Below are 21,099 nucleotides of genomic sequence, written 5' to 3'. Positions count from 1 at the left end.
TGCGTCGATTTTTACAAAAAAGGGCCCCGCGCCAAGGCGCGGGGCCCTTTCGATGCTTTTGCGGTGCGGGCGCTTAGTTCTCCTCTTCCTTCTTGCGGCCGATGCAGAAGGCCAGGCCGGCCGCGGACAGGGAGGCGGACAGGGCCATCAGGCCCAGCGTGACAGAGGGGTCCACAGGAGCGGCCACGGTGCCGGTCTGGGGCAGGTTGCCCATGGGTGTGCCCTCATCCACAATCTCGGTCGCGCCGCCGTCGGGGCCCGGGTCCGCCGGAGAGGGCTGATTGGGGCTCTCCGTCTCGCCGCCGGGGGTGGGCTGGGGGTCCACCGGGTCGGAGCCGCCGGGGGTGGGCTGGTCGGGAATCTCGGTCGCAGCGGTGTAGTAGACATCAATGATGACGTTGGACTGGATGTTCCGGCCGGTGGGCTCACCGTCCACGCGAACCCGCTCGTAGCCCTCGATGCTCTTTTCGGTCTGCTCGGTCACATCCCAGGAGTTGCCCTCTCGGATCTTCTCGGAGCGGTACTGGGTGGCCAGCACTCGATCCGTACCCTCCTCCAGGTAGTTGACGATGACCCGGTAGTAATCCTTTCCGCTGGGGCCCGGATCCGGCTCGGGATCGGGGGTGGTCTTCTCGCGGTAGTAGGTCAGCTCCAGAGTCTCCACCACGGAGGAATCGTCCAGCACGAAGGAGAAGTTCTTCTGGCCCTCCTGGTAGAGCGCGCCGTTGAGCTTGGCGCTGCCCAGCACGTACTCGTAGTCGCTGTGGCCGCCGTAGGTGGTATAGTCGCCGGAGGCGATCCGGATGGTCTCGTTGGCGTCGCCGCGGCCGCCGGCCACCTGCACGTCGGTGACGGTGGTGGTCGTGCCGTTCACCTTGGAGATATAGGTGGCCTTGACCAGATAGCTGTAATACTCGTTGTCCTTCCAGGTGTTCACCACATCCCGGGTGCCGTCCTCGTTGGTCTTGTACTCCACCTGGTAGGTGTCCTTGCGATCCTTGCCGTCGCTCTTCACGGTGTAGATGATGGTACCGTTCTCCAGGACGCCCTTCTCTTTCAGGGTGTAGTCGATGAGCGCGCCACTGCCCTCACCCGCGTCGTTCCGATCGTACTTGGGCAGGCCGGTGAAGGTATAGCTCCAGTCGGGCGCGGCGGGAGCGCTCTCCACGGGCTCGGAGGTGGAAGGAGCGGACTCTGCCGGCGCGTCGGCGGCGGTCCTGGGCAGGTCCACGGAGTCCACCAGCACAGTGCCGTTGCTCTTATAGAGCTCGATGGTCACCCGTTCCGGCGCGACCCAGTTCTCAGGGGTGTTCTCCCACTTCTTCTCACCGGAAATGGAGATGGTCTTTTGCTGAATGGTGTTGGTCACGGTAAGGCCGTTCACGGACGCGGTGTAGCGCTCGCCCTCCACGGCGGCGGGCAGGCAGCCGTCCTCATCCAGGCCGTTTTCCCGGACGGTGTAGCGGTAGGCGTTCCGGCCGTCGTCATACTTGGGCAGGCCGTTGAAGGTGTGGCTCCAGGTGTCGCCGTTCACGTTGGTATCGGGCTCATTCGGGCCCAGAGTCACGGTCTCATACTCGCTGCCATTGCGCAGCAGGGTCAGGCTGACGGTGGCGGGGCGGGTGCCGGCGGCGTTGGAGCCATCCTTCCACACCTTGTTGATGGTGACGTCGGAGTAATCCTGGGGCTTGGTGTTGGTGATGGTGTAGTTGTCGCCGTAGGTCACGTCGTAGGTGAGGGTGCTGTCGCCCACGGTGTAGGTGACGCTGCCCTTGGTCTGACCCTCGGGGAGCTCCACCCAGGTTCCGTCGGGCGCGACCTCGCGGACGGTGTAGGCGATGGCGGTATTGTAAGCGCTGTACTTGGGCAAGGTGGCGCCGCCGTCGCTCACGCCGAAGGTAAAGGCCCACTCGCTGCTGCCTTCCACGGCGCTGACGGTCTGACGGCCTACCTCGACGCCGTCGGCCAGAAGGGCCACGGTGACAGAGGCGGGACGAACGGCGCTGCTGCCGTCCACCCAGACCTTCTTGCCGGAGACAGAGGTAAACTCCTGCTGGAAGGTGTTGGTCAGGTCATAGGCGCCCTGGGCGTTCCTGGTGCCGCCGGTGGTCTCGTAGCCGCTTACCGTGTCGGTCACCTTGTACTGGATCTCGCGGACGCCCCCGTCGTCATAGGCGTACCGGTCCAGGCCGGTGAAGGTGTAGGTCCAGCCGCCCTCGGCGGTGGCGGTGGCAGTCTTGCCGGTCACATTTGCAAACACGTTGGCTTCGGCCGCATCGGACTGGAGCTGGATGGTGGTGCTGGTGGGGTGGTGGATGCCGTCGGCAGGCAGCCAGCTCTTGGTGCCGGACACGGTGACGCCCTCGTCGCCGCTCTGCTGCTTCACGGTGTTGGTGACGGTGTAGCCGGTTTCCATGCTGCCCGCGATGACAGGGGTCTGATAGCCGGTGACGGTGTCCTCCGCCACGGTGTACTGGATCCGGCCGCCGTCGCGGTACTTGGTCAGGTCGGTGAAGGTGTAGGTGTTGACCAGGACGCCCTGCTCATCCGCCCGGGGCAGGTCGATGCTGTCCACCACGGTGGAACCGTCCATCAGCTTGATGGTGGCCTTGGGGCGGTCGGCGTTGGTGCGGGTGTCCTTCCAGATCTTCTCCACGCTGACAGCGGTGGTGTCGCCGTTCAGGGTGTTCTTCACGGGGAAGTGGATGGTGGCGTCGTCCACTTCTTCGGCCTGCCCCACGGTGGCGTCGTAGTGGGCGGGCTCGGCTTCCACCACGGTGTAGCCGATGGCCGCGCCGGTGGCGTCGTACTTGGGGAAGGTGCCGTCAAAGCGCCCGGTGGTGGAGTCCTCCCAGTAGGTGTGGATCTTCCCTTCGACTTCCTCCGTCTCGGCGTTCAGGACCAGGGTCGCAAGGGCCTCATCCTTGTCCGCGCCGTAGAGGGAGAAGGTCAGACTGTCGGGCCGCTCGTCTTCAAAGCCCTCGTCGTCCCAGGTCTTGGTGACGCTGATGGTCATCTCGACCTGAGTCAGCTTGTTGGTCAGGTTATACTGGCCGTCCTCGCCCTTGTATGCGATGGCGGGGTCATAGCCCTCGGCGTCGTCGGTGACGTAATATTCAATCTCGGCGCCGGTGCCCTCCCACAGGCCGGTGGTCTCGTTGTAGGTGAGGTCGTACTTGGGCAGACCGGTGAAGGAGTAGGTCCAGTCATAGGTCTCTGTCTCGGCGTTCCAGCCGATGGTCCGGGTGTCCTGCGCCGTATTGGAGCCGGTCTTCCACAGGCTGACCGCTACGTTCTGGGGCCGGGCGCCGCTGTTGCCGTCCACCCAGGCCTTGGAGCCTTCCACGGCGACGGTGGTCTGATTGACCACGTTCTGGATGGTGTAGCTGCCATCATCGTTCTTCACGATATGGGCGGAGTAGCCGGCGTTCGGCGCAATGGTCTCGGTGATGGAATAGGTGTACCGGTCGCCGTTCTCGGCATACACGGGGACCTTCTCAAAGGTGCCGGACAGCTTGGTGCCAGACAGGGTCAGGGTCTGGAAGGGACTGCCGTCCCGGAGCAGGTTGACGGTGACCGCGCCCTTCATGCTGTCGGGGGTCAGCCACTGCTTCTCCACGGGGATGGACATCTCGTTCTGAATCTCGTTGGTGATGATGTTGTTCACGTCATTGTAGGTGACCAGATAGTCCTTGCCGTTGATGGTGGATACCTGGTTGCCCTCGGCCACGGCGCCGTTCACGTACTCGCGGACCACATAGTTATAGGCCTCGCCGGTCAGGGTGTCACGGACGGGGACGTTCCAGGTGTGGGTCCAGCCGACGGCGGCGGTGAGGGTGACCGGATCGCTGGTGGCTGTCCGTTCACCGTTCTGGTACTGCTCATAGACCACCTGGACAGCGGTCTGGAGGCCGTCGGGGGTGGCGCCCCACTGCTTGGTGACGGTCAGATCCCGGGCGCCGGGGAGATAGGTGTTCTCCAGCTTCAGGTCCGTGGGGTTCTTCTGGCCGTTGACATAGACAGCGCCGCCGGAGACCTTTACCGTGACGGCACCGATGCTGGCGGGGTCGTGGGGATCGCCTTCGGGCAGGGTCTCGGTCAGGGTGTACGTATGGCCGGAGGGGATGTCGGTGAAGGACACCGTGCCGGTATCGGAAGAGGCCGCGATCTTGGTGTGGGCGGGGTCCTTGCAGTCACAGGTCAGGGTGAAGGTCACGCCGGGCAGGGCGGCCTGGGTGTTTTTGTCCACCTTGGTGAAGCGCAGAGCGCCGAAGTTGCCCTTGACCGTGGGTACCGGGAAGTCCACGGTTTTCAGATGGGTCTCGGCGGTCTCGCCCTCGCCGATGCTGGGCCACTCGCCCTGATCGTTGGTCAGCATGAACTTCAGCGTGGCGGCGGTATTGGTCGGATAGGCGGTGGTGCTGCCGTCCGTATTGTCCAGACGGACGCGGTACTTCATGGTATAGCCATAGGTAGAAGGCTCGCTGGAGCCGGCGGGCTTGATCGTGGTGATGGCCGGATCATAACCGGAGGCCAGCACGTTCCACTGGAAGGACTCTCCGTCCTCGGCAGGGGTCACGGTGTTGGTAAAGGTTCCGGTGGTGGTCTCCCCCAGATAGGTGATGTTGGCGCCCATCTGGTCCTCCACCCGCCACGCCTGAGCCGCCAGGCGGATGGTACTGCCGATGGCCTCAAAGGCATCAAACAGGGTCTGGTTGTCATCGGCCTCATAGGCGTTGGTGGAGAAGCTGCCCAGCCACTGGCAGATGGTCAGGTTCTTCCATGTGGTGCCCGCCACGGGGCTGTCAATGCCGCTCACGCTGCCAAAGGGCTTATCCCCGGCCACGTCTTTGCCGTATGCAATGGAGAACAGCTTGGAAGCACTGGCAAGGCCCTTGATGGCCGAAGCCACGCCGGCCACGTCACGGACATCATTGGTGGTGGTGTAGCTGCCACCGCCCTTGGTGCCGTCGATGCGTTTCGTATCGGATTGGTCTTTATTTACATGGAAAGTGGGGGCTCCGTCCGTCAGCAGCACGGTATAGAGGTACTCCATCCCGTTCAAAGGCTGACCATTTTTCAAACCATCCTGCAGCAGGTTCCGGGCCAGCATCAGGCCGCCCTCGATGTTAGTGCCGCCCTTGCCGTCGCCGTTGCCCACCCGGATTCCACTGTCCAGCCCGGTGCCGATGATGTTCTTCAGCGCGGTGATATTGGCGGCGCCGTTGGCAGCATCGTTGACATCATACCACTGAGAGGTATAGGTCTTGGCATCGCTGCCGAACGCGATGATCTGCACCAGACGCTTGTCGCCCTCCTGAGCGCCGGTCTGGGTGGCGAAGGTGTCGATGAAATCCTTGGCCGCCTTCTTCGCCTGGGTCAGACGAGCCTCATAAACGCAGTCAGGGGTCACGGTATAGTGATTCTCCGCCGTTCCCCAGCAACCGTCTACGTCACAAGTACCGTTAGGTCCTCCCATAAAACCGCCGTGTTTATCTATGAATGCATGGCGGCCATCACACAACCAGGAACCGCAGTTGCAGCGGTTCGGCGTATGGTTAGCATGGTCCTGCTCCTTGCCGCACTTGGCGCAGTCGTCCATACTGTTGGACACGTCCAGCACCAGCACCACGGCGCTGTCGGGGGTCTTGCCGGGGATGGTGGTCAGGTCCTCGGTGGTCTTGACCTGGAGCGTGATCTCAAACTCATTCTCCACCTGGGTCCCGGCCACACTCTTGGTAATCTCCAGGATGGCGTCGCCGGCCTCTTTTGTGGTCTCGGCCACGCCGTTGCCGTCCTTCTTGAAGTACCGCGTGCCGCCCGCATCCACAATCTGGGCGGTACTGTCGTACTCGTCCTCCACCCGGGCCGCAAAGGCGGCGGCGGGCAGGAGGCCCAACACCATCACCAGCGATAGCGCTAGGGCCAGGGTCCTCTTCATTCTCTTTGCCATCATGTTTCATTCTCCTTCTTAAAAAGAGTGGAACATTGTGGCGGCCGGACGAGCCTGGCGGCACAGCCGCTTTAGCCTCCTGGCTTTGCGTCCCGGCCTTTCGGCCGGTTTGCCTCTGCACGTGTTCTGCTTTCTCGGGTTCGCTGCGTCTGTCTGCCAGACTTGGAAAAGGGCGCTCCTCTTTCTCAGTTCTCCCGGCCCGGCGCATCCCCCTCCTCTTCCTGCTCCAGCAGGGTACTGTCGATCAGGCGGATGAGCTCCAACGCGCTGCGGAAGGGCTCCGTCCTCCGGCCGTCCGTCCAGGTGACCGTCCCCTGCCAGGTGGCGTTCTGCGTATTGAGGATGCGCACCACGAAGGTCTCCCTCTCGCCTGTGGATTGCTTCACCAGCAATCACCTCCATCCATATGAGAGGCTCTGCGTGTTCTATGCACCAAGTCTAACTCAGAAAAGATACATTTCGGTCACATTTCAAATATTGCTGAAAAAAGAATCGGACTCCTGTAGCAGAAGTCCGGTTCGTTCTACATCCCGTCCACGTGGCTCTTGATGCGCTGGGTGATCATATCCAGCGCCACCAGGTTGTGGCCTCCGTCCAGCACCACAATGTCCGCATACTGGCGGCTGGGCTGGACAAACTGCTGGTGCATGGGCTTGACCGTATTCAAATACTGGCTGATGACCGAGTCCAGGCTCCGGCCCCGCTCCTTCACGTCCCGCAGAATGCGCCGCAGGATTCGCACGTCGGCGTCGGTGTCCACAAAGATCTTGATGTCCATCAGGTCCCGCAGCTCCTTGGGGTGGAAGATCAAAATGCCCTCCACGATGACCACCTTGGTGGGCCGCACCTCCACCGTGTCCTTGGAGCGGTTGTGAATGGTATAGTCGTACACCGGGCAGTGGATGGTCTGGCCTGCGCACAGCGTCTTCAGATCCTCCACCATGAGGTCGGTATCGAAGGCGTCCGGGTGGTCGTAGTTGAGCTTGCAGCGCTCCTCATAGGGCATATTGGGATGGGCCTTATAATAGTTGTCGTGGTAGACCACGCTGACGTTTTCCCCAAAGTGGTCCTTGAGATGCTGGGTCAGGGTGGTCTTGCCCGAGCCGGTCCCGCCGGCGATGCCGATGATCATGGTGTCCATGCGTCCCGCCTCCTCGTTTTTCCCAATTATAAAGGATACAGACGGCTTTGACAATCCCTCTTGCGTCCCTCCGCCGGACGGGATACAATAGCCCTACGGAAAGGGGGGGCACCCATGGAGCTCAACGAGGCCGCCCGCGCCGCCTTCAACGCCATGCGGGAGGGCATCACCATCATCGACACCGACGGGATCATCGTCTTCGGCAACACGGCCTACCGGGAATTTCTCAACAAGGAGGCCGGAGGCGATATCGGCCCCATCGAGGGCTACCGGCTCCGGGACCTGCGGCCCGGCGCCCGCCTGCCCGATGTGCTGGAGAAGGGCGAGCCCATCCTCCATCTGACCCGGCAGGAGGTGGAGGACTTCTACTTTGTCAACCTGTACCCCATCTACCGGGACGGGGTGCTTCTGGGCGGCCTATCGGTGGTCACCTTCCTGGACGACGCCTACCGGGCCCGGGAAGAGCTGGAGGCCATGGAGGCCCGGAGCAAGCAGGTCCTCCACCGCATCAACAAGGCCAACGGCGCCCGGTATACCTTCGACGACATCGTGGCCGAGAGCCCGGCGGGAGCCCAGACCAAGGCCCTGGCGGAAAAGATCGCCGCCACCGACGCTACCGTGCTGCTGGAGTCGGAGAGCGGCACCGGAAAGGAGCTCTACGCCCAGGCCATCCACAACGCCAGTCTCCGGCGGGAGGGGGTCTTTGTGGCCATCAACTGTGCTAACTTCAATCCCAACATGCTGGAGTCCGAGCTGTTCGGCTACGTGGAGGGGGCCTTCACCGGGGCAAAAAAGGGCGGCAAGCTGGGGCTCTTCGAGGCCGCCGCCGGCGGCACCCTCTTCCTGGACGAGATCTCCGAGATGGACCTGGGCCTCCAGGCCAAGCTGCTCCGGGTGCTTCAGGAGCGCCGCATCCGTCCGGTGGGCGGCGTCAAGGAGATCGACGTGGATGTGCGGGTGATCGCCGCGTGCAACGCCGGCCTGCCGGACTATGTGGATCAGGGCAAGTTTCGAAAGGATCTCTATTACCGCCTCAACACCTTTCCCATCCACATTCCGCCCCTTCGGGAGCGGACCGGCGACATCCCCGCCCTGGCCGCCGCCATTCTGGACCAGCTCTCCCACAAGCTGCGCCGCCCCTTTACCCTCACCGACGAGGCCGTGCGCCTCCTCCAGGCGCATAGCTGGCCCGGCAACGTGCGGGAGCTGCGCAACGTGCTGGAGTTCTCCGCCTACCTCACCCCCTCCGGCATCATTACCTGCGAGGCCTTCCCCGCCGACCTGCGCCGCCCCGCGGAGCACGACGCCGCCCTCCCTCTGGTCCAAAGGGTCCGGGCCTTTGAAAAGCGGGAGATCCAGCGGCTGCTGGCCCGGAACGGCGCCAGTCTGGAGGGCAAGAAAAAAACGGCCGCCCAGTTGGGCATCTCTCTGGCCAGCCTATACAACAAGCTGAACGCGCCTGACTTCTAGTTTTTTAGAAATCAGTTCCAGCATTTTAGAATTTCGCCATTTGCAACGGCTTGGACCCCCATTCGTCCCGCAAAACATGTCGGATTTCTAATATTTTAGAATTGCGGTGCGGCCAATTGGCCGCGCTCCGCCCCGTTCCCAAAACCCGCGGCGCCTTGTCCCCCAGGCGCCGCGGGGCTTTTTTATTTTTTTCTCAAGTTTTGGCACGCCCCTTGCTTTGTTAACTAAGCGCAAGCGAGAAGCCCCACAGATCGCGCTGCAAAAACGAGGAGGTATTTGCATGTTAGCAGCACTTGGTTTCATCACAGTCATCGTCATGCTCGTCCTGATCATGACCAAGAAAGCGTCTCCCCTGGTCGCCCTCATCGCGGTCCCCGTCATCACCGGCATCCTGGCCTGCTTCTTCATCGCAGTGGTCCCGGAGGGCGCCCCGGAGGGGACCGCCGGCGTCGTCAACTTCATGGCCAACTTTAAGTCCCTGGGCAAGATGATCACCGGCTCGTCCGGCATCGGCTCCGTGGCCGCCACCGGCGTCATGTTCATCTTCTCCATCCTGTTCTTCGGCATCCTCACCGACGCCGGCACCTTCCGCCCCATCATCGGCGGCATCACCAGGATGATGGGCACCGACCCCGTGAAGATCGCCATCGGCACCGCCATCCTGGCCATGTGCGTCCATCTGGACGGCTCCGGCGCCGTCACCTTCCTGATCTGCGTGCCCCCGCTGGTGCCCCTGTATGACGCCGTGGGCATGAAGCGCACCACCCTGGCCACCATCGTCGCCATGGCCGCCGGCACCATGAATATCCTGCCCTGGGGCGGCCCCACCATCCGCGCCGCCACCGCTCTGAGCGTGGACGTGGTCAAGGAGCTGTTCATGCCCGTTCTCCCCGCCGTCATCGTGGGCCTGATCTGCGTGGTGGTATTCGCCGCCCTGCTGGGCAAGAAGGAGAAAGCCCGCATCGGCTCCGTGGCCCTGGGCAATGCCGAAGTCACTATGGCCGAGCTCTCCGATGAGCAGAAGGCCCTGCTGCGGCCCCATCTCTTCCCCATCAACCTGGCCCTCATCATCCTGGCCATCCTCTCCCTGCTGTTCTCCGGCTTTGCCCCCGCCGTGGTCTTCATGGTCTTCTACGTGCTGGCTACCGTCATCAACTACCCCAACGTGAAGGACTCCAAGGCCCGGGTGGACGCCCACGCCAAGGAGTGCTTGATGATGTGCTCCGTCCTCTTCGCCGCCGGCTGCTTTACCGGCATCATGAAGGGCACCGGCATGATTACCGAGATGGCCGGCGCGCTCACCGCCCTCATCCCCGCCTCTCTGGGCCGGTTCTTCCCCATCATTGTGGGTATCATCTCCATGCCCGCCTCCCTGCTGTTTGACCCCGATTCCTTCTATTACGGCGTGCTGCCCGTGCTGGCGCAGACCGCCGAGGGCTTCGGCGTGGCCGGCGTCAACGTGGGCCAGGCCGCCATTCTGGGCCAGATGACCACCGGCTTCCCTGTCTCCCCCCTCACCGCCTCCACCTTCCTGCTGGTAGGCCTGGCCGGCGTGGACCTGGGCGAGCATCAGAAAAAGACCATTCCCATGGTGTGGGCCATCTCCCTCATCATGCTGGTGGTGGGCGTCATCACCGGCGGCATCTCCATCTGAACCACACCTACCTTTTAACTGCTAGAAAGGAAGTCGTACTATGAAAACCATCCGTATCGGCAGCGGCGCAGGCTACGCCGGCGACCGCCTGGAGCCCTCCCTGGAACTCATTGAGAAGGGCAATCTGGACTACATCAGCTACGAGTGCCTGGCCGAGCGCACCATCGCCATCGGCCAGCAGGCCAAGCTGAAGGACCCCACCAAGGGCTATAACGGGCTGCTGGAGCACCGCATGGAAAAGGCCCTCCCTCTGGCCTGGGAGCACAAGGTGAAGATCATCACCAACATGGGCTCCGCCAACCCCCAGGCCGCCGCCAAAAAATGCGTGGAGATCGCCCGCAAGCACGGCCTCACCGGCATGAAGATCGCCTGTGTCACCGGCGACGATCTGCTGCCCGTCATCGACAAGTACAGGGACACCGAGGTCTGGGAGACCCACGAGCCCCTGTCCAAGCTGCCCGGCGAGATTGTCTCCGCCAACGCCTACATGGGCGTGGAGGGCATTCTGAAGGCCCTGGATCTGGGCGCCGACGTGGTCATCACCGGCCGTGTCTCCGACCCCGCCATCTTCATGGCCCCCCTCATCCACGAGTTCGGCTGGTCCCTGGAGGACTGGGACAAGCTGGGCAAGGGCACCATGGCGGGCCACCTGCTGGAGTGCGGCGGCCAGGTTACCGGCGGCTACTTCGCTGAGCCGGGCAAGAAGGACGTGCCCGGCGTGGGCCACCTGGGCTTCCCCATCATCGAGGTGGCTGAGGACGGCTCCTTCTTTGTCACCAAGGTCCCCGAGGCCGGCGGCATGGTGACCGTAGAGACCTGCTCCGAGCAGATCGTCTATGAGATCCACGACCCCGAGAACTACTTCACCCCCGACGTGGTGGCCGACTTCAAGCAGGTCAAGTTTACCGAGGTGGCCAAGGACAAGGTACAGGTGGAGGGCGCCACCGGCAAGCCCAAGACCGAGACCTTCAAGTGCTCCATCGGCTACCGCGACTGCTTCATCGGCGACGGCGAGATTTCCTACGGCGGACCCGGCTGCGTCGCCCGCGCCAAGCTGGCCCTGGACATCGTCAAGGAGCGGCTGGAGCTGGTGGCCCCCCACACCTTCGACGAGCTCAAGTTTGACCTCATCGGCTGCAACAGCCTGTACTGGAACCCCGACTACCAGTACAACGAGGAGCCCAGCGAGGTCCGGGTCCGGGTGGCCGGCCGGGCCAAGACCAAGGCGGACGCCGACATCATCGCCAACGAGGTGGAGGCTCTCTACACCAACGGCCCCGCCGGCGGCTGCGGCGCCGTGAAGCGCACCCGCGACATCGTATCCGTGGCCTCCATCCTGGTCAGCCGCTACGACGTCAAGCCGGAAGCCGAAATTTTTGAAGTCTGATTTTAGGGACAGAAAGGAAGTATCCGCCATGAAACTCTGGGATATCGCACACTCCCGCACCGGCGACAAGGGCAACATCTCCAACGTGTCCCTCATCGCTTACGACGCCAAGGACTTTGCGCTGCTCAAGGAGAAGGTCACCGCCGAAAAGGTGAAGGAACACTTCAAGGGTATCGTCAAGGGCGAGGTGGTCCGCTACGAGCTGCCCAACATCCACGCCCTCAACTTCGTCATGTACGCCGCCCTGGGCGGCGGCGTCACCCGCTCCCTGTCCGTGGATATGCACGGCAAGGGTCTGAGCTCCTACCTGCTGGATATGGACATCTAAGTCCTTCCAATACCCTCCGAATCCCCAACGCGAATTCTGCTTTTCCCACCCCGGACTTTTACGGAAGTCCGGGGCCTTTTTTCCGCTTGGCGGGGCAAAAGCCCGGTTTTTGCATATACTAGCGGTGTAAACCCGAAAGGAGAACTGCGTATGTGCGGAATTGCCGGATTCATCCACTTTGAGCGGGACAATGGCCGTCCGGAATGGGCGGCCATTGCCCATTCCATGGGAGAGACGCTGCACCACCGGGGCCCCGACGACAGGGGGGAGTGGACCTGCCCCGCCGGGGCGCTGGTCCACCGGCGGCTGGCGGTCATCGACCCGGACCGGGGCAGACAGCCCATGACCCGGTCCCGGGAGGGACAGGACTACGTTATCGTCTACAACGGTGAGCTCTACAACACCGGCGCGCTGCGCCGGGACCTGGAGGGGCGGGGCCACGCTTTTGAGACCGCCTCCGACACCGAGGTGCTCCTCGCCGCCTATCTGGAATACGGCGAGGCGGTGGGGACCCGGCTGGAGGGCATCTACGCCTTCGTGATCTGGGACGGGGCCCGAAAGCAGTTTTTCGCCTGCCGGGACCGCTTCGGGGTGAAGCCCTTCTTCTACGCCTGGGCCGACGACGGGGCCTTTGTCTTCGGCTCCGAGCTCAAGGCGCTGTTCGCCTATCCCGGTCTCACCCCCCGGGTGGACGCCGCCGGGTGGTGCGAGGTGCTGGGTATCGGCCCCGCCCGGACTGCCGGGGTAGGGGTGTTCGCCGGGGTGGAGGAGCTCCGGCCCGCCCACCAGATGGTCATCGGCCCGGCCGGGGCCCGGCAGGAGCGTTACTGGTCCCTGGTCAGCCGCCCCCACACCGACTCCTATGAGGACACGGTGGTCCGGGTCCGGGAGCTGGTCACCGGCGCCGTCACCCGGCAGTTGGTCTCCGACGTGCCCCTGTGCACCTTCCTGTCCGGCGGGCTGGACTCCAGCGTCATCACCGCCGTAGCCGCCCGGGACTACCAGCGCCGGGGCCTGCCCGCCCTGGAGACCTACTCCTTCGACTACGCCGACAACCAAAAGTACTTCCGGCCCTCCTCCTTCCAGCCCGACGCCGACTGGCCCTGGGTGGAGCGCATGGTGGAGGCCTTTCACACCCGGCACACCGTACTCACCTGCCCCATCCCCGATCTGGCCGCCCTGCTGGACCAGGCTATGCGGGCCAAGGACCTGCCCGGCATGGCCGACGTGGACGCCTCCCTGCTTTATTTCTGCCGCCAGGTGGCCCAAAAACATGTGGTAGCCCTGTCCGGGGAGTGCGCCGACGAGGTGTTCGGGGGCTACCCCTGGTTCGAGCGGCCCGAGATGCTCCACGCCTCCACCTTCCCCTGGAGCCGGGACCTGGACGCCCGCAGGGAGGTCTTTGACCCGCGGCTGTGGAAGCGGCTGGGAGTGGAGGATTACGTGCAGTACCGCTACACCCAGTCGGTGGCCCAGACCCCCCGGCTGGAGGGGGAGGACCCGGAAAACGCCCGGCGGCGGGAGGTGGCCTGGCTCAACCTCAACTGGTTCATGTCCACCCTGCTGGACCGCAAGGACCGCATGAGCATGTGGTCGGGCCTGGAGGTGCGGGTCCCCTTCTGCGACCACCACCTGGTGGAGTACGTCTGGAACATCCCCTGGTGCATGAAGGCCATGAACGGCCGGCGCAAGCAGGTGCTGCGGGACGCGGCGGAGGGTCTGCTCCCCGAGGACGTGCGCACCCGGCCCAAGAGCCCCTATCCCAAGACCCACAACCCCCTCTACGAGGAGCTGGTCCGGGCCCGGGTGGCCGAGATCCTGGCCGACCCGGCAGCTCCCCTGCACGCTCTGGTGGACGAGAACGCCCTGCGGGCGGGGATGCTGGTCTCCGCCGGGGACTACGGCCGGCCCTGGTTCGGCCAGCTCATGGCCGGGCCCCAGATGCTGGCCTACCTGGTGCAGCTCAACGCCTGGATGGTCCGGTTCGGGCTGACGGTGTAGCACCCCGGCGGCGGGGAGGGCGCCGCCGGAAAAACTTTATCTTTTCTTCACTCCTTCTCAAGGAAAATTTACCTCCTTCGTGGTAGCCTGATAGCAACACGAAGGAGGCTTTTTCTTATGGAACCCATCCTATCCGTCTCACATCTGCAAAAGGTCTACGGTGACCGGGGCAGCCACACCCGGGCCCTGGACGACCTCAGCTTCGACGTGCTCCCCGGCGAGTTCGTGGGCGTTATGGGCGCGTCCGGCTCGGGCAAGACCACCCTTTTGAACTGTGTGTCCACCATCGACCGTCCCTCTTCCGGCACCATCACCGTGGACGGCACCGACGTCACCGCCCTCCGGGGCAAGGCCCTCTCCCGCTTCCGCCGGGAGCGGCTGGGCTTCGTCTTCCAGGACTGCAACCTGCTGGACACCCTCACCGCCTTTGAGAACATCGCCCTGGCCCTCACCATCCTGGGCACGCCCGCCGGGGAGATCGACCGCCGGGTCCGAGACACCGCCGGGCTGCTGGGGCTGGAGCGGGTGCTGGAAAAGTACCCCTACCAGCTCTCCGGCGGCGAGCAGCAGCGGGTGGCCGCCGCCCGGGCCATCATCACCGCCCCCGCCCTCGTCCTAGCCGACGAGCCCACCGGCGCGCTGGACTCCAAGTCCGCCGGGCAGCTTCTGGGCCAGCTCTCCCAGCTCAACCGGGATCAGGGGGCCACCATCGTCATGGTCACCCACGACGCCTTTACCGCCTCCTGGTGTCATCGCATCCTCTTCATCAAGGACGGCCGGCTCTGGCACGAGCTGCGGCGGGACGGGGAGGACCGGCGGCGGTTCTTCCAGGACATCATCGGCGTGGTCAGCCGGCTGGGAGGTGACGCGGCCGATGTTCTTTAAGCTGGCGCGGAAAAACGTCACCCGCAGTCTCAAGGACTACTCGGTGTACTTTCTCACCCTCACCCTGGGAGTGAGCCTCTTCTATGTGTTCAATTCCCTGGAGGGGCAGTGGGCGATGCAGATGCTGGCCAAAAGCGCCCACTATATGGTGGAATCCATCCTCATCTTCATGAACATCTTTTCCGCCTTCGTCTCGGTGGTGCTGGCCTGCCTGGTGCTTTACGCCAACACCTTTTTGATGAAGCGCCGCAAGCGGGAGCTGGGCACCTACTTCTTGCTGGGTCTGCCCGCAGGCAGGGTCTCCCTGCTGCTGGTGCTGGAGACCCTGCTCATCGGTCTGATGGCCCTGGCCACCGGACTGGTGCTGGGGGTCCTGCTGGCCCAGGGCCTGGGGCTGCTCACCATCGCCATGTTCTCCGCCTACCCTGCCGGGGAGCAGTTCGCTCTGGTCCTCTCCGTCAAGGCCATCGGCAAGACGGTGCTCTACTTCGGCGTCATCTTCCTGGTGGTCATGATTCTGACCGGGGTGTCGGTCTCCCGGGCCAAGCTCATCGACCTGATGCAGGGAGCCCGGAAAAACGAGGAGATGAAGGAGCGACCCCTGTGGACCAGCGTCCTCACCTTCCTGGCCGGGGTGGCTCTGCTGGTCGTCGCCTACGCCATGCTCCTCATCCGGGGCATGCTGTATATCGACCCGCTGTTCTTCCTCATGCTGGCCCTGGGCACTCTGGGGACCCTGCTGTTTTTCCGGTCCTTGTCCGGCTTCCTGCTGCGGGTGGTGAAGGGGCACAAGAAGCTTTATTACAGGGGCCTCAACATGTTTGTGCTGCGGCAGTTCAACTCCCGCATCCACACCACCTACCTGTCCATGACGGTGATCTGCCTGCTCCTGCTGCTGGCCATCGGCGTCACCGCCTGCTGTGTGGGCCTCAACGACACCATCGAGCAGAATACCTCCTCCGCCGCCCCCTACGATGTCACCATCCAGAATTACAGCGGGGACACCACCGTGGCGGACCTCCCCGCCCGGTTGGCAGAGTCCGGCTTTGACCCCGCTCTGCTGGGGGAGCAGCACGACTTTCTCTTCTACTACAACGACCCCGCCGTCACCGGCATCCCCGCGGACGACGCCTATGCCGTGGTGCTGCTCTCCGACTACAACGCGCTGATGGCCCTCCAGGGCGGGCAGGCCCTGGCCGGGGACGGTCTGCCCCTTGTGACCGATCAGGCCATCGTGACCGGCTACAGCGGTATGAACCGCTATCTTGTGGCCCCCGACAGTTGGGCGGAGGCGCTCCAGGTCCGGCGGCAGGTCTTCTGCGCCAACTACCGGGGCGACAAGCAGACCGCCGAGGACGCCCTTGCCGCCGCCTACAGCTCCCCCGCCTTTTCCGACGGGCTCACGCTGTCTCTGGACACTCGCATCGGAATCTACACGGAGAATATGGGCAGCAAGATCCTGGTGCTGTTCATGGGACTCTATCTGGGCATGGTCTTTCTCCTCACCGCCGCGGCGGTGCTGGCCCTCCAGCAGCTCAGCCAGGCGGCGGACAACGTGCCCCGCTATCAGATTCTCTCCCGCCTGGGCGTCCCGGAGCGGATGCGGGACCGCTCGGTACTCACCCAGGTAGCCCTGTCCTTCTTCCTCCCGCTGGCCCTGGCGGTGGTCCACTCCATCGTGGGCATGACGGCGGCCAACGCCGTGATCTCCGTCGTGGGGCGGGTGGATTCGGTGCGCAGCAGCCTGGTCACCGCCGGCTTCCTGGTGCTCATCTACGGGGCCTACTTCCTGGCCACCTGCTTCGGCGCCCGCCGCATCGTCAAAGGAAACGGGTAGCCTTCAGCCTCATCCCCCCTGAACGCACGGAGCGGTTGGACGCGCCTCCGGAAAATTTGCTTTTTTCTTTGCAAAGAACCGTCTTTTAAGAAGGGCTTTTGGTATTGCACCCTGTGGTGCTGTATGGAAAGTCCTTCTTTTTTATTTGAATGCGTAGTGAACAAAGCCGAAAGGCTTGCATCCCCAGGGTTTCAGGGCCAATTGGCTTTGTTCCAGTGCAAGGCAGGAACAGGAAACGCCCTCTTTCTTTTTATATTCTTTCGCTGTATCGGCGTGTCACGCGATATAGAACATAAAAAGCGCGTCTCGGCCCAAGGTGCGGGATAACTGTCTGGTCCACCGAATCGGAACCGCAACATCCTCACGGTCTGCTTCTCCGACGGAGATAAACAATTTCTTTATCCGGACGCCTTTGCCAAACACTTGACCCTAAAAAATAACGACATGCAGGATCAAATGAAACGCCTCCTGGCCGCAAGAAAGGCCGCAAGAGAGGCGGAGCGGCAAGCGTTCCAGCAGAAACAGGAGCACAAGAATCTCCTGCGCAATATGAAAATATCCGCAAACTCCCAGGCGGCGTTCCACATCACCGCAGCACAGGAACAGGACGTATTCTCCACATGGACTGTGTTCACCGGCACTTATCTGAGCGGACCTTCCAAAGGAGAGCCCCGGATTCCCGACCGGATGAAGCCGAATTCGCTTTGTCTGCTGACCAAACGTGGGGCTGGGGTGCAGGAGGCAAGCCGCCGCATCATCGGCGCTTTTATGGTCGGGGAGGATTTCTTCGGCGCTGATTGCCGAAGCGGCACAGTCGCCGCCCATCCGGTCCACCGCGTGGCGCTGCGGCCGGAAAAGGGCCTGGCCTTCTGGCCCTATTTTACGCGGGACCCTGAAAAACAGCGCTGGGGAAAAACGGCTCTGAAATGTTTTTCCAACCAAACTGCCGAAAAAATTCTCTTTGATCTGCTGGGTCTGGCAGACACCGCAGAGGAACGCAAGGCCGCCCTGCGGTTCTATCCCTACTTTTGCAGGCTCAACCGAATACCACCCCGAGATGGGAAGGCGGAGGAGCCCTCCCGCGGCTGACCTCAGGGCCTCCGCCCCGGGGCCGCAAGCGCGCGGTTTGCGCGTCCTTTCCGCCGTGCCTGCCGCAAAATAGGGCTTGCATTCGCCGTCGAAATGTGCTATAATAGATTTCACGGTTTGGGATTATTGCGCCCATTTGAATGATGATACGGCCCTTCGGGCCTTTGAAAGGACGATGTATTTATGGGTACTCTGAAGCTCGTGCTCACCGTGGTCGATGTGATCGCCGCCGTTTTCCTCACCGCCGTAATCATGCTCCAGTCCGGCAAGAGCGCCGGTCTGTCCGGAGCCATCGCCGGCGGCGCCGACACCTTCCTGTCCAAGAACAAGGCCAAGAGCTGGGACGCCAAGCTGGCCCGCTGGACCAAGTGGGTGGCCATCGGCTTTATGGTCCTCTCTCTGGTCATCGGTCTGATGCCCAACGCCTGAGCGCATCAAAAACGCCTCTCCCAACGGGAGAGGCGTTTTTCTTTTTCCCATTCCGTGGTATACTACAGCTACCGACGAATAAAGGAGATTTTTTATTTGGAACTGAATGGAACCTACCAGGCCACCGGCAAGGGGTTTGGTTTTCTCATTCCCGAGGACGGGAAGGGCCGGGAGGACGACTGGTTCATCCCGCCCCGCAGCGAGGGCGGGGCCTGGAACGGCGACCGGGTGCTGGCCGTGCCTGTGGAGGACGACCGGGGCGGCCAGCGCCGTACCGCGAAAATCACGGCGGTGGTGGAGCGGGCCAACAAGACGGTCACCGGCGCCATTGAGCGCCAGGGCCGTGAGGTCTGGCTCCGCCCCGGCAGCGACCGTCTCCCCCACCCCATCAAGGTGGTGGGCCGTACCCGCTCGGCCAAGGCCGGGGACAAGGCCGCCGTGGCGGTGACCAGCTACGGAAACAAAAAGCTCCCCCCCATGGGCACGCTGCGGGAGATCTTCGGCAAGGACGGCACCCGCCCGGCCGCGGTGGAGGCCATTCTCTATCAGTACGGCATCGAGCGCGCCTTCCCCGTCTCGGTCCAGACCGCCGCCGAGCTGGCGCCCCGGGAGGTGGCGCCCGCCGACCTGGCCGGCCGCCTGGACCTGCGGGGCAAAACGGTCATCACCATCGACGGGGCCTCCTCCAAGGACTTCGACGACGCCGTCTCCCTGGAGCGGGACGCGCGGGGCCGCTGGGTGCTGGGCGTCCACATCGCGGACGTGTCCCACTACGTGGCCGAGGGCTCTCCGCTGGACCTGGAGGCGTGGAACCGGGGCACCTCGGTCTACTTTGCCGACCAGGTGGTGCCCATGCTGCCCCCGGAGCTGTCCAACGGCATCTGCTCCCTGAACCCCCACGTGGACCGGCTGGCCCTGAGCTGCATCCTGACCATGGGGCCGGATGGGGCGGTTCTGGACCACCGGCTCGTCAAGTCCGTCATCCGCTCCACCGAGCGGATGACCTACGGCGACTGCAACACCCTGCTGGCCGGGCTGGACCCGGAGCTGGAAGCCAAATACGCCCACATCCTGCCCATGCTCCGGGACATGGCGGCTCTGGCCGCCGCTCTGGAGCAGCGCCGCAGGCTCCGGGGCGCGCTGGACCTGGAGAGCCGTGAGTGCCATGTGATCTGTGACGAGCTGGGGGACCCGGTGGACGTCCAGGTCCGGGAGACGGGCGTCTCCGAGGCCCTCATCGAGTCCTTTATGCTCTCGGCCAACGAGTGTGTGGCCGAGCACCTCTTCCAGCTCCACGCCCCGGCGGTATACCGGGTCCACGAAAAGCCCTCGGAGGACAAGGTCGCCACTCTGCGGAGCATGCTCGCCCCCCTGGGCTACGACCTGAGAGAGGCCGACCACTTCTCCCTCCAGAAGGTGCTGGAGAAGGCCAGGGACACCCCGCAGGCCCCCGCCATCCACATGATGGTGCTGCGCAGCCTGATGAAGGCCCGGTACGATGTGGAGAATCTGGGGCACTTCGGTCTGGCGGCAAAGTTCTACTGCCACTTCACCTCGCCCATCCGCCGCTACCCCGACCTGATGGTCCACCGCATCCTCACCGCCCTGCTGGACGGGGCGCCGGAGGGCCGGACCCGCGGAAAGGGGGCGGCGGCGGCCCAGCGGGCGGCCCAACAGTCCTCCGACCGGGAGGTGGCCGCCATGAACGCCGAACGGGAGATCGAAAAATGCTACCTGGCGGAGTATATGCACCAGCGCCTGGGAGAGACCTTTTCCGGCGCGGTGTCCGGGGTCACCCGGTTCGGCCTCTTCGTGGCCCTGCCCAACGGGGTGGAAGGGCTTCTCCCCGCCGCCGCCCTGCCCGACGACGACTATACGTACGATGAGGTGCGCATGACCCTGACCGGCTGCCGCACCAAGGCGGTCTGGTCCTTCGGAATGCCCCTGGAGGTGGTCTGCGCCGCCGCCGACCCCGGCTCGGGGCAGATCGACTTTGCGCTCCCGGAGGGGGCCGCACCCGCCCGTCCCGTCGAGGCCCGGCAGGCCCCCGTTAAGCCGTCCAGACGCTCGGCCAAGACGGGGAACAAGCCCGGTTACCGTCCGCCCAAACGGACCAAAGGCAGGAGGAAACGATGACAAATCGGAATTTACTCGCCCTCATATTGCTGATTGTATTCACACTTACCGGCTGTCAGACCGCCGCGGTCCCCGCACCCGCGCCCGAGGCGGCCCCCACCGCCGCCGTGCCCAGCCCGGAATCCACCCCCACGCCGGCGCTCACCCCCGTTCCGGAACCCGACCCCCTTGCGGAGCAGCTCGCCGCCATGACGGTGGAGGAGAAGGTGGGCCAGCTTTTGATCGGGGGCTTTGAGGGCACGGAGATTGGGGACCAGGCAACCCGGCTGGTCCAGGAATATCAGGTGGGCGGGCTCATCCTCTACGGCCGGAACATCGCCGGCGCCGGCCAGCTTGTCACGCTGACCAACGGCCTTAAGGCCCTCAACGGCGATGGCATCCCCCTGTTCCTCTCCATCGACCAGGAGGGCGGCGGTGTGGACCGGATGCCCCCGGAGGTCCGCCGGACTCCCGGGGCCTACTGCGTGGGACAGACCGGCTCGGTCCCCGCCGCTCAGTCCTACGGCGACGTGCTGGCAGCCGAGTGCGCCGCCTTCGGCCTCAATCTAGACTTCGCCCCGGTGCTGGACGTGTGGTCCAATCCCGGCAACACCGTCATCGGGCAGCGGGCCTTCAGCGCCGACGCCCGGACCGTGGCGGGGCTGGGCCCCGCCGCCGCCCGCCGCATGATGGACCAGGGCGTCATCCCCGCGGTCAAGCACTTTCCCGGCCATGGGGACACCGCGGTGGACTCCCACGTGGGTCTGCCGGTGGTGGATAAATCCCCGGAGGAGCTGGAGGAGACCGAGC

Annotated in this window: 14 protein-coding genes and 1 riboswitch; of the genes, 11 read left to right on the top strand and 3 right to left on the bottom strand. The window is 63.9% G+C overall.

The features are described 5' to 3' along the window. Positions 1-73: 73 nt before the first annotated feature. The 3 genes from B3H64_RS10750 to udk form a co-directional block, all read right to left on the bottom strand. Complete coding sequence (locus tag B3H64_RS10750; RefSeq protein WP_286735024.1) at positions 74-5,956, bottom strand: Cna B-type domain-containing protein; 5,883 nt, start codon at positions 5,954-5,956, stop codon at positions 74-76. 33 nt (positions 5,957-5,989) lie between these two features. Then, a riboswitch (cyclic di-GMP riboswitch) is annotated at positions 5,990-6,077 on the bottom strand. Positions 6,078-6,138: 61 nt separating this feature from the next. Beyond that, positions 6,139-6,339 carry a hypothetical protein gene (locus tag B3H64_RS10745; protein WP_050619253.1) on the bottom strand — a complete coding sequence of 67 codons (201 nt, stop codon included), beginning with the start codon at positions 6,337-6,339 and terminating at the stop codon, positions 6,139-6,141. 137 nt (positions 6,340-6,476) lie between these two features. Further along, a complete protein-coding gene (udk, locus tag B3H64_RS10740) occupies positions 6,477-7,094 on the bottom strand; it encodes a uridine kinase (RefSeq protein WP_286735021.1) in 618 nt (205 codons plus the stop codon). Between the two features lie 114 nt (positions 7,095-7,208). Between udk and B3H64_RS10735 the strand changes: the two genes are divergently transcribed. The 11 genes from B3H64_RS10735 to B3H64_RS10685 all read left to right on the top strand — a co-directional run. Continuing rightward, complete coding sequence (locus tag B3H64_RS10735; RefSeq protein ID WP_286735020.1) at positions 7,209-8,564, top strand: sigma-54 interaction domain-containing protein; 1,356 nt, start codon at positions 7,209-7,211, stop codon at positions 8,562-8,564. A gap of 106 nt (positions 8,565-8,670) precedes the next feature. Further along, complete coding sequence (locus tag B3H64_RS10730; RefSeq protein ID WP_349676180.1) at positions 8,671-10,218, top strand: CitMHS family transporter; 1,548 nt, start codon at positions 8,671-8,673, stop codon at positions 10,216-10,218. Positions 10,219-10,258: 40 nt separating this feature from the next. Next, positions 10,259-11,605 carry an acyclic terpene utilization AtuA family protein gene (locus tag B3H64_RS10725; protein WP_050619257.1) on the top strand — a complete coding sequence of 449 codons (1,347 nt, stop codon included), beginning with the start codon at positions 10,259-10,261 and terminating at the stop codon, positions 11,603-11,605. A 28-nt stretch (positions 11,606-11,633) separates the two neighbouring features. Then, complete coding sequence (locus tag B3H64_RS10720) at positions 11,634-11,933, top strand: AtuA-related protein (protein ID WP_050619258.1); 300 nt, start codon at positions 11,634-11,636, stop codon at positions 11,931-11,933. A gap of 150 nt (positions 11,934-12,083) precedes the next feature. Beyond that, complete coding sequence (gene asnB, locus B3H64_RS10715) at positions 12,084-13,934, top strand: asparagine synthase (glutamine-hydrolyzing) (RefSeq protein ID WP_286735016.1); 1,851 nt, start codon at positions 12,084-12,086, stop codon at positions 13,932-13,934. 117 nt (positions 13,935-14,051) lie between these two features. Further along, positions 14,052-14,819 carry an ABC transporter ATP-binding protein gene (locus B3H64_RS10710; protein WP_286735014.1) on the top strand — a complete coding sequence of 256 codons (768 nt, stop codon included), beginning with the start codon at positions 14,052-14,054 and terminating at the stop codon, positions 14,817-14,819. Then, positions 14,809-16,656 (top strand): FtsX-like permease family protein, encoded by a 1,848-nt coding sequence (locus tag B3H64_RS10705; RefSeq protein ID WP_286735013.1) that lies wholly within the window; start codon positions 14,809-14,811, stop codon positions 16,654-16,656. The genes B3H64_RS10710 and B3H64_RS10705 overlap by 11 nt, the downstream gene beginning before the upstream one ends. 456 nt (positions 16,657-17,112) lie before the next feature. Then, positions 17,113-17,745, top strand: coding sequence for a hypothetical protein (locus tag B3H64_RS10700; protein ID WP_286735010.1), 633 nt, complete (start codon positions 17,113-17,115; stop codon positions 17,743-17,745). Between the two features lie 183 nt (positions 17,746-17,928). Then, on the top strand, positions 17,929-18,174 hold the full coding sequence (gene secG / locus B3H64_RS10695) for a preprotein translocase subunit SecG (protein ID WP_050619263.1): 246 nt from the start codon (positions 17,929-17,931) through the stop codon (positions 18,172-18,174). A gap of 54 nt (positions 18,175-18,228) precedes the next feature. Further along, a complete protein-coding gene (rnr, locus tag B3H64_RS10690) occupies positions 18,229-20,310 on the top strand; it encodes a ribonuclease R (protein WP_286735008.1) in 2,082 nt (693 codons plus the stop codon). After that, positions 20,307-21,099, top strand: a 793-nt coding sequence (locus B3H64_RS10685) for a glycoside hydrolase family 3 N-terminal domain-containing protein (RefSeq protein WP_286735005.1), incomplete at its 3' end; no start/stop codon positions are given. The genes rnr and B3H64_RS10685, both read left to right, overlap by 4 nt.

Source organism: Intestinimonas sp. UBA1698, from assembly GCF_002320075.1.
Classification (GTDB): domain Bacteria; phylum Bacillota; class Clostridia; order Oscillospirales; family Oscillospiraceae; genus Intestinimonas; species Intestinimonas massiliensis.
This window is presented reverse-complemented; position numbering and strand designations above follow the sequence as displayed.

Excerpts from the sequence above, each read along its gene's own strand:
- B3H64_RS10750 (WP_286735024.1), bottom strand. The coding sequence starts at position 5,956 with ATGATGGCAAAGAGAATGAAGAGGACCCTGGCCCTAGCGCTATCGCTG.
- udk (WP_286735021.1), bottom strand. The coding sequence starts at position 7,094 with ATGGACACCATGATCATCGGCATCGCCGGCGGGACCGGCTCGGGCAAG.
- B3H64_RS10735 (WP_286735020.1), top strand. The coding sequence starts at position 7,209 with ATGGAGCTCAACGAGGCCGCCCGCGCCGCCTTCAACGCCATGCGGGAG.
- B3H64_RS10725 (WP_050619257.1), top strand. The coding sequence starts at position 10,259 with ATGAAAACCATCCGTATCGGCAGCGGCGCAGGCTACGCCGGCGACCGC.
- B3H64_RS10720 (WP_050619258.1), top strand. The coding sequence starts at position 11,634 with ATGAAACTCTGGGATATCGCACACTCCCGCACCGGCGACAAGGGCAAC.
- asnB (WP_286735016.1), top strand. The coding sequence starts at position 12,084 with ATGTGCGGAATTGCCGGATTCATCCACTTTGAGCGGGACAATGGCCGT.
- B3H64_RS10710 (WP_286735014.1), top strand. The coding sequence starts at position 14,052 with ATGGAACCCATCCTATCCGTCTCACATCTGCAAAAGGTCTACGGTGAC.
- B3H64_RS10705 (WP_286735013.1), top strand. The coding sequence starts at position 14,809 with ATGTTCTTTAAGCTGGCGCGGAAAAACGTCACCCGCAGTCTCAAGGAC.
- B3H64_RS10700 (WP_286735010.1), top strand. The coding sequence starts at position 17,113 with ATGAAACGCCTCCTGGCCGCAAGAAAGGCCGCAAGAGAGGCGGAGCGG.
- secG (WP_050619263.1), top strand. The coding sequence starts at position 17,929 with ATGGGTACTCTGAAGCTCGTGCTCACCGTGGTCGATGTGATCGCCGCC.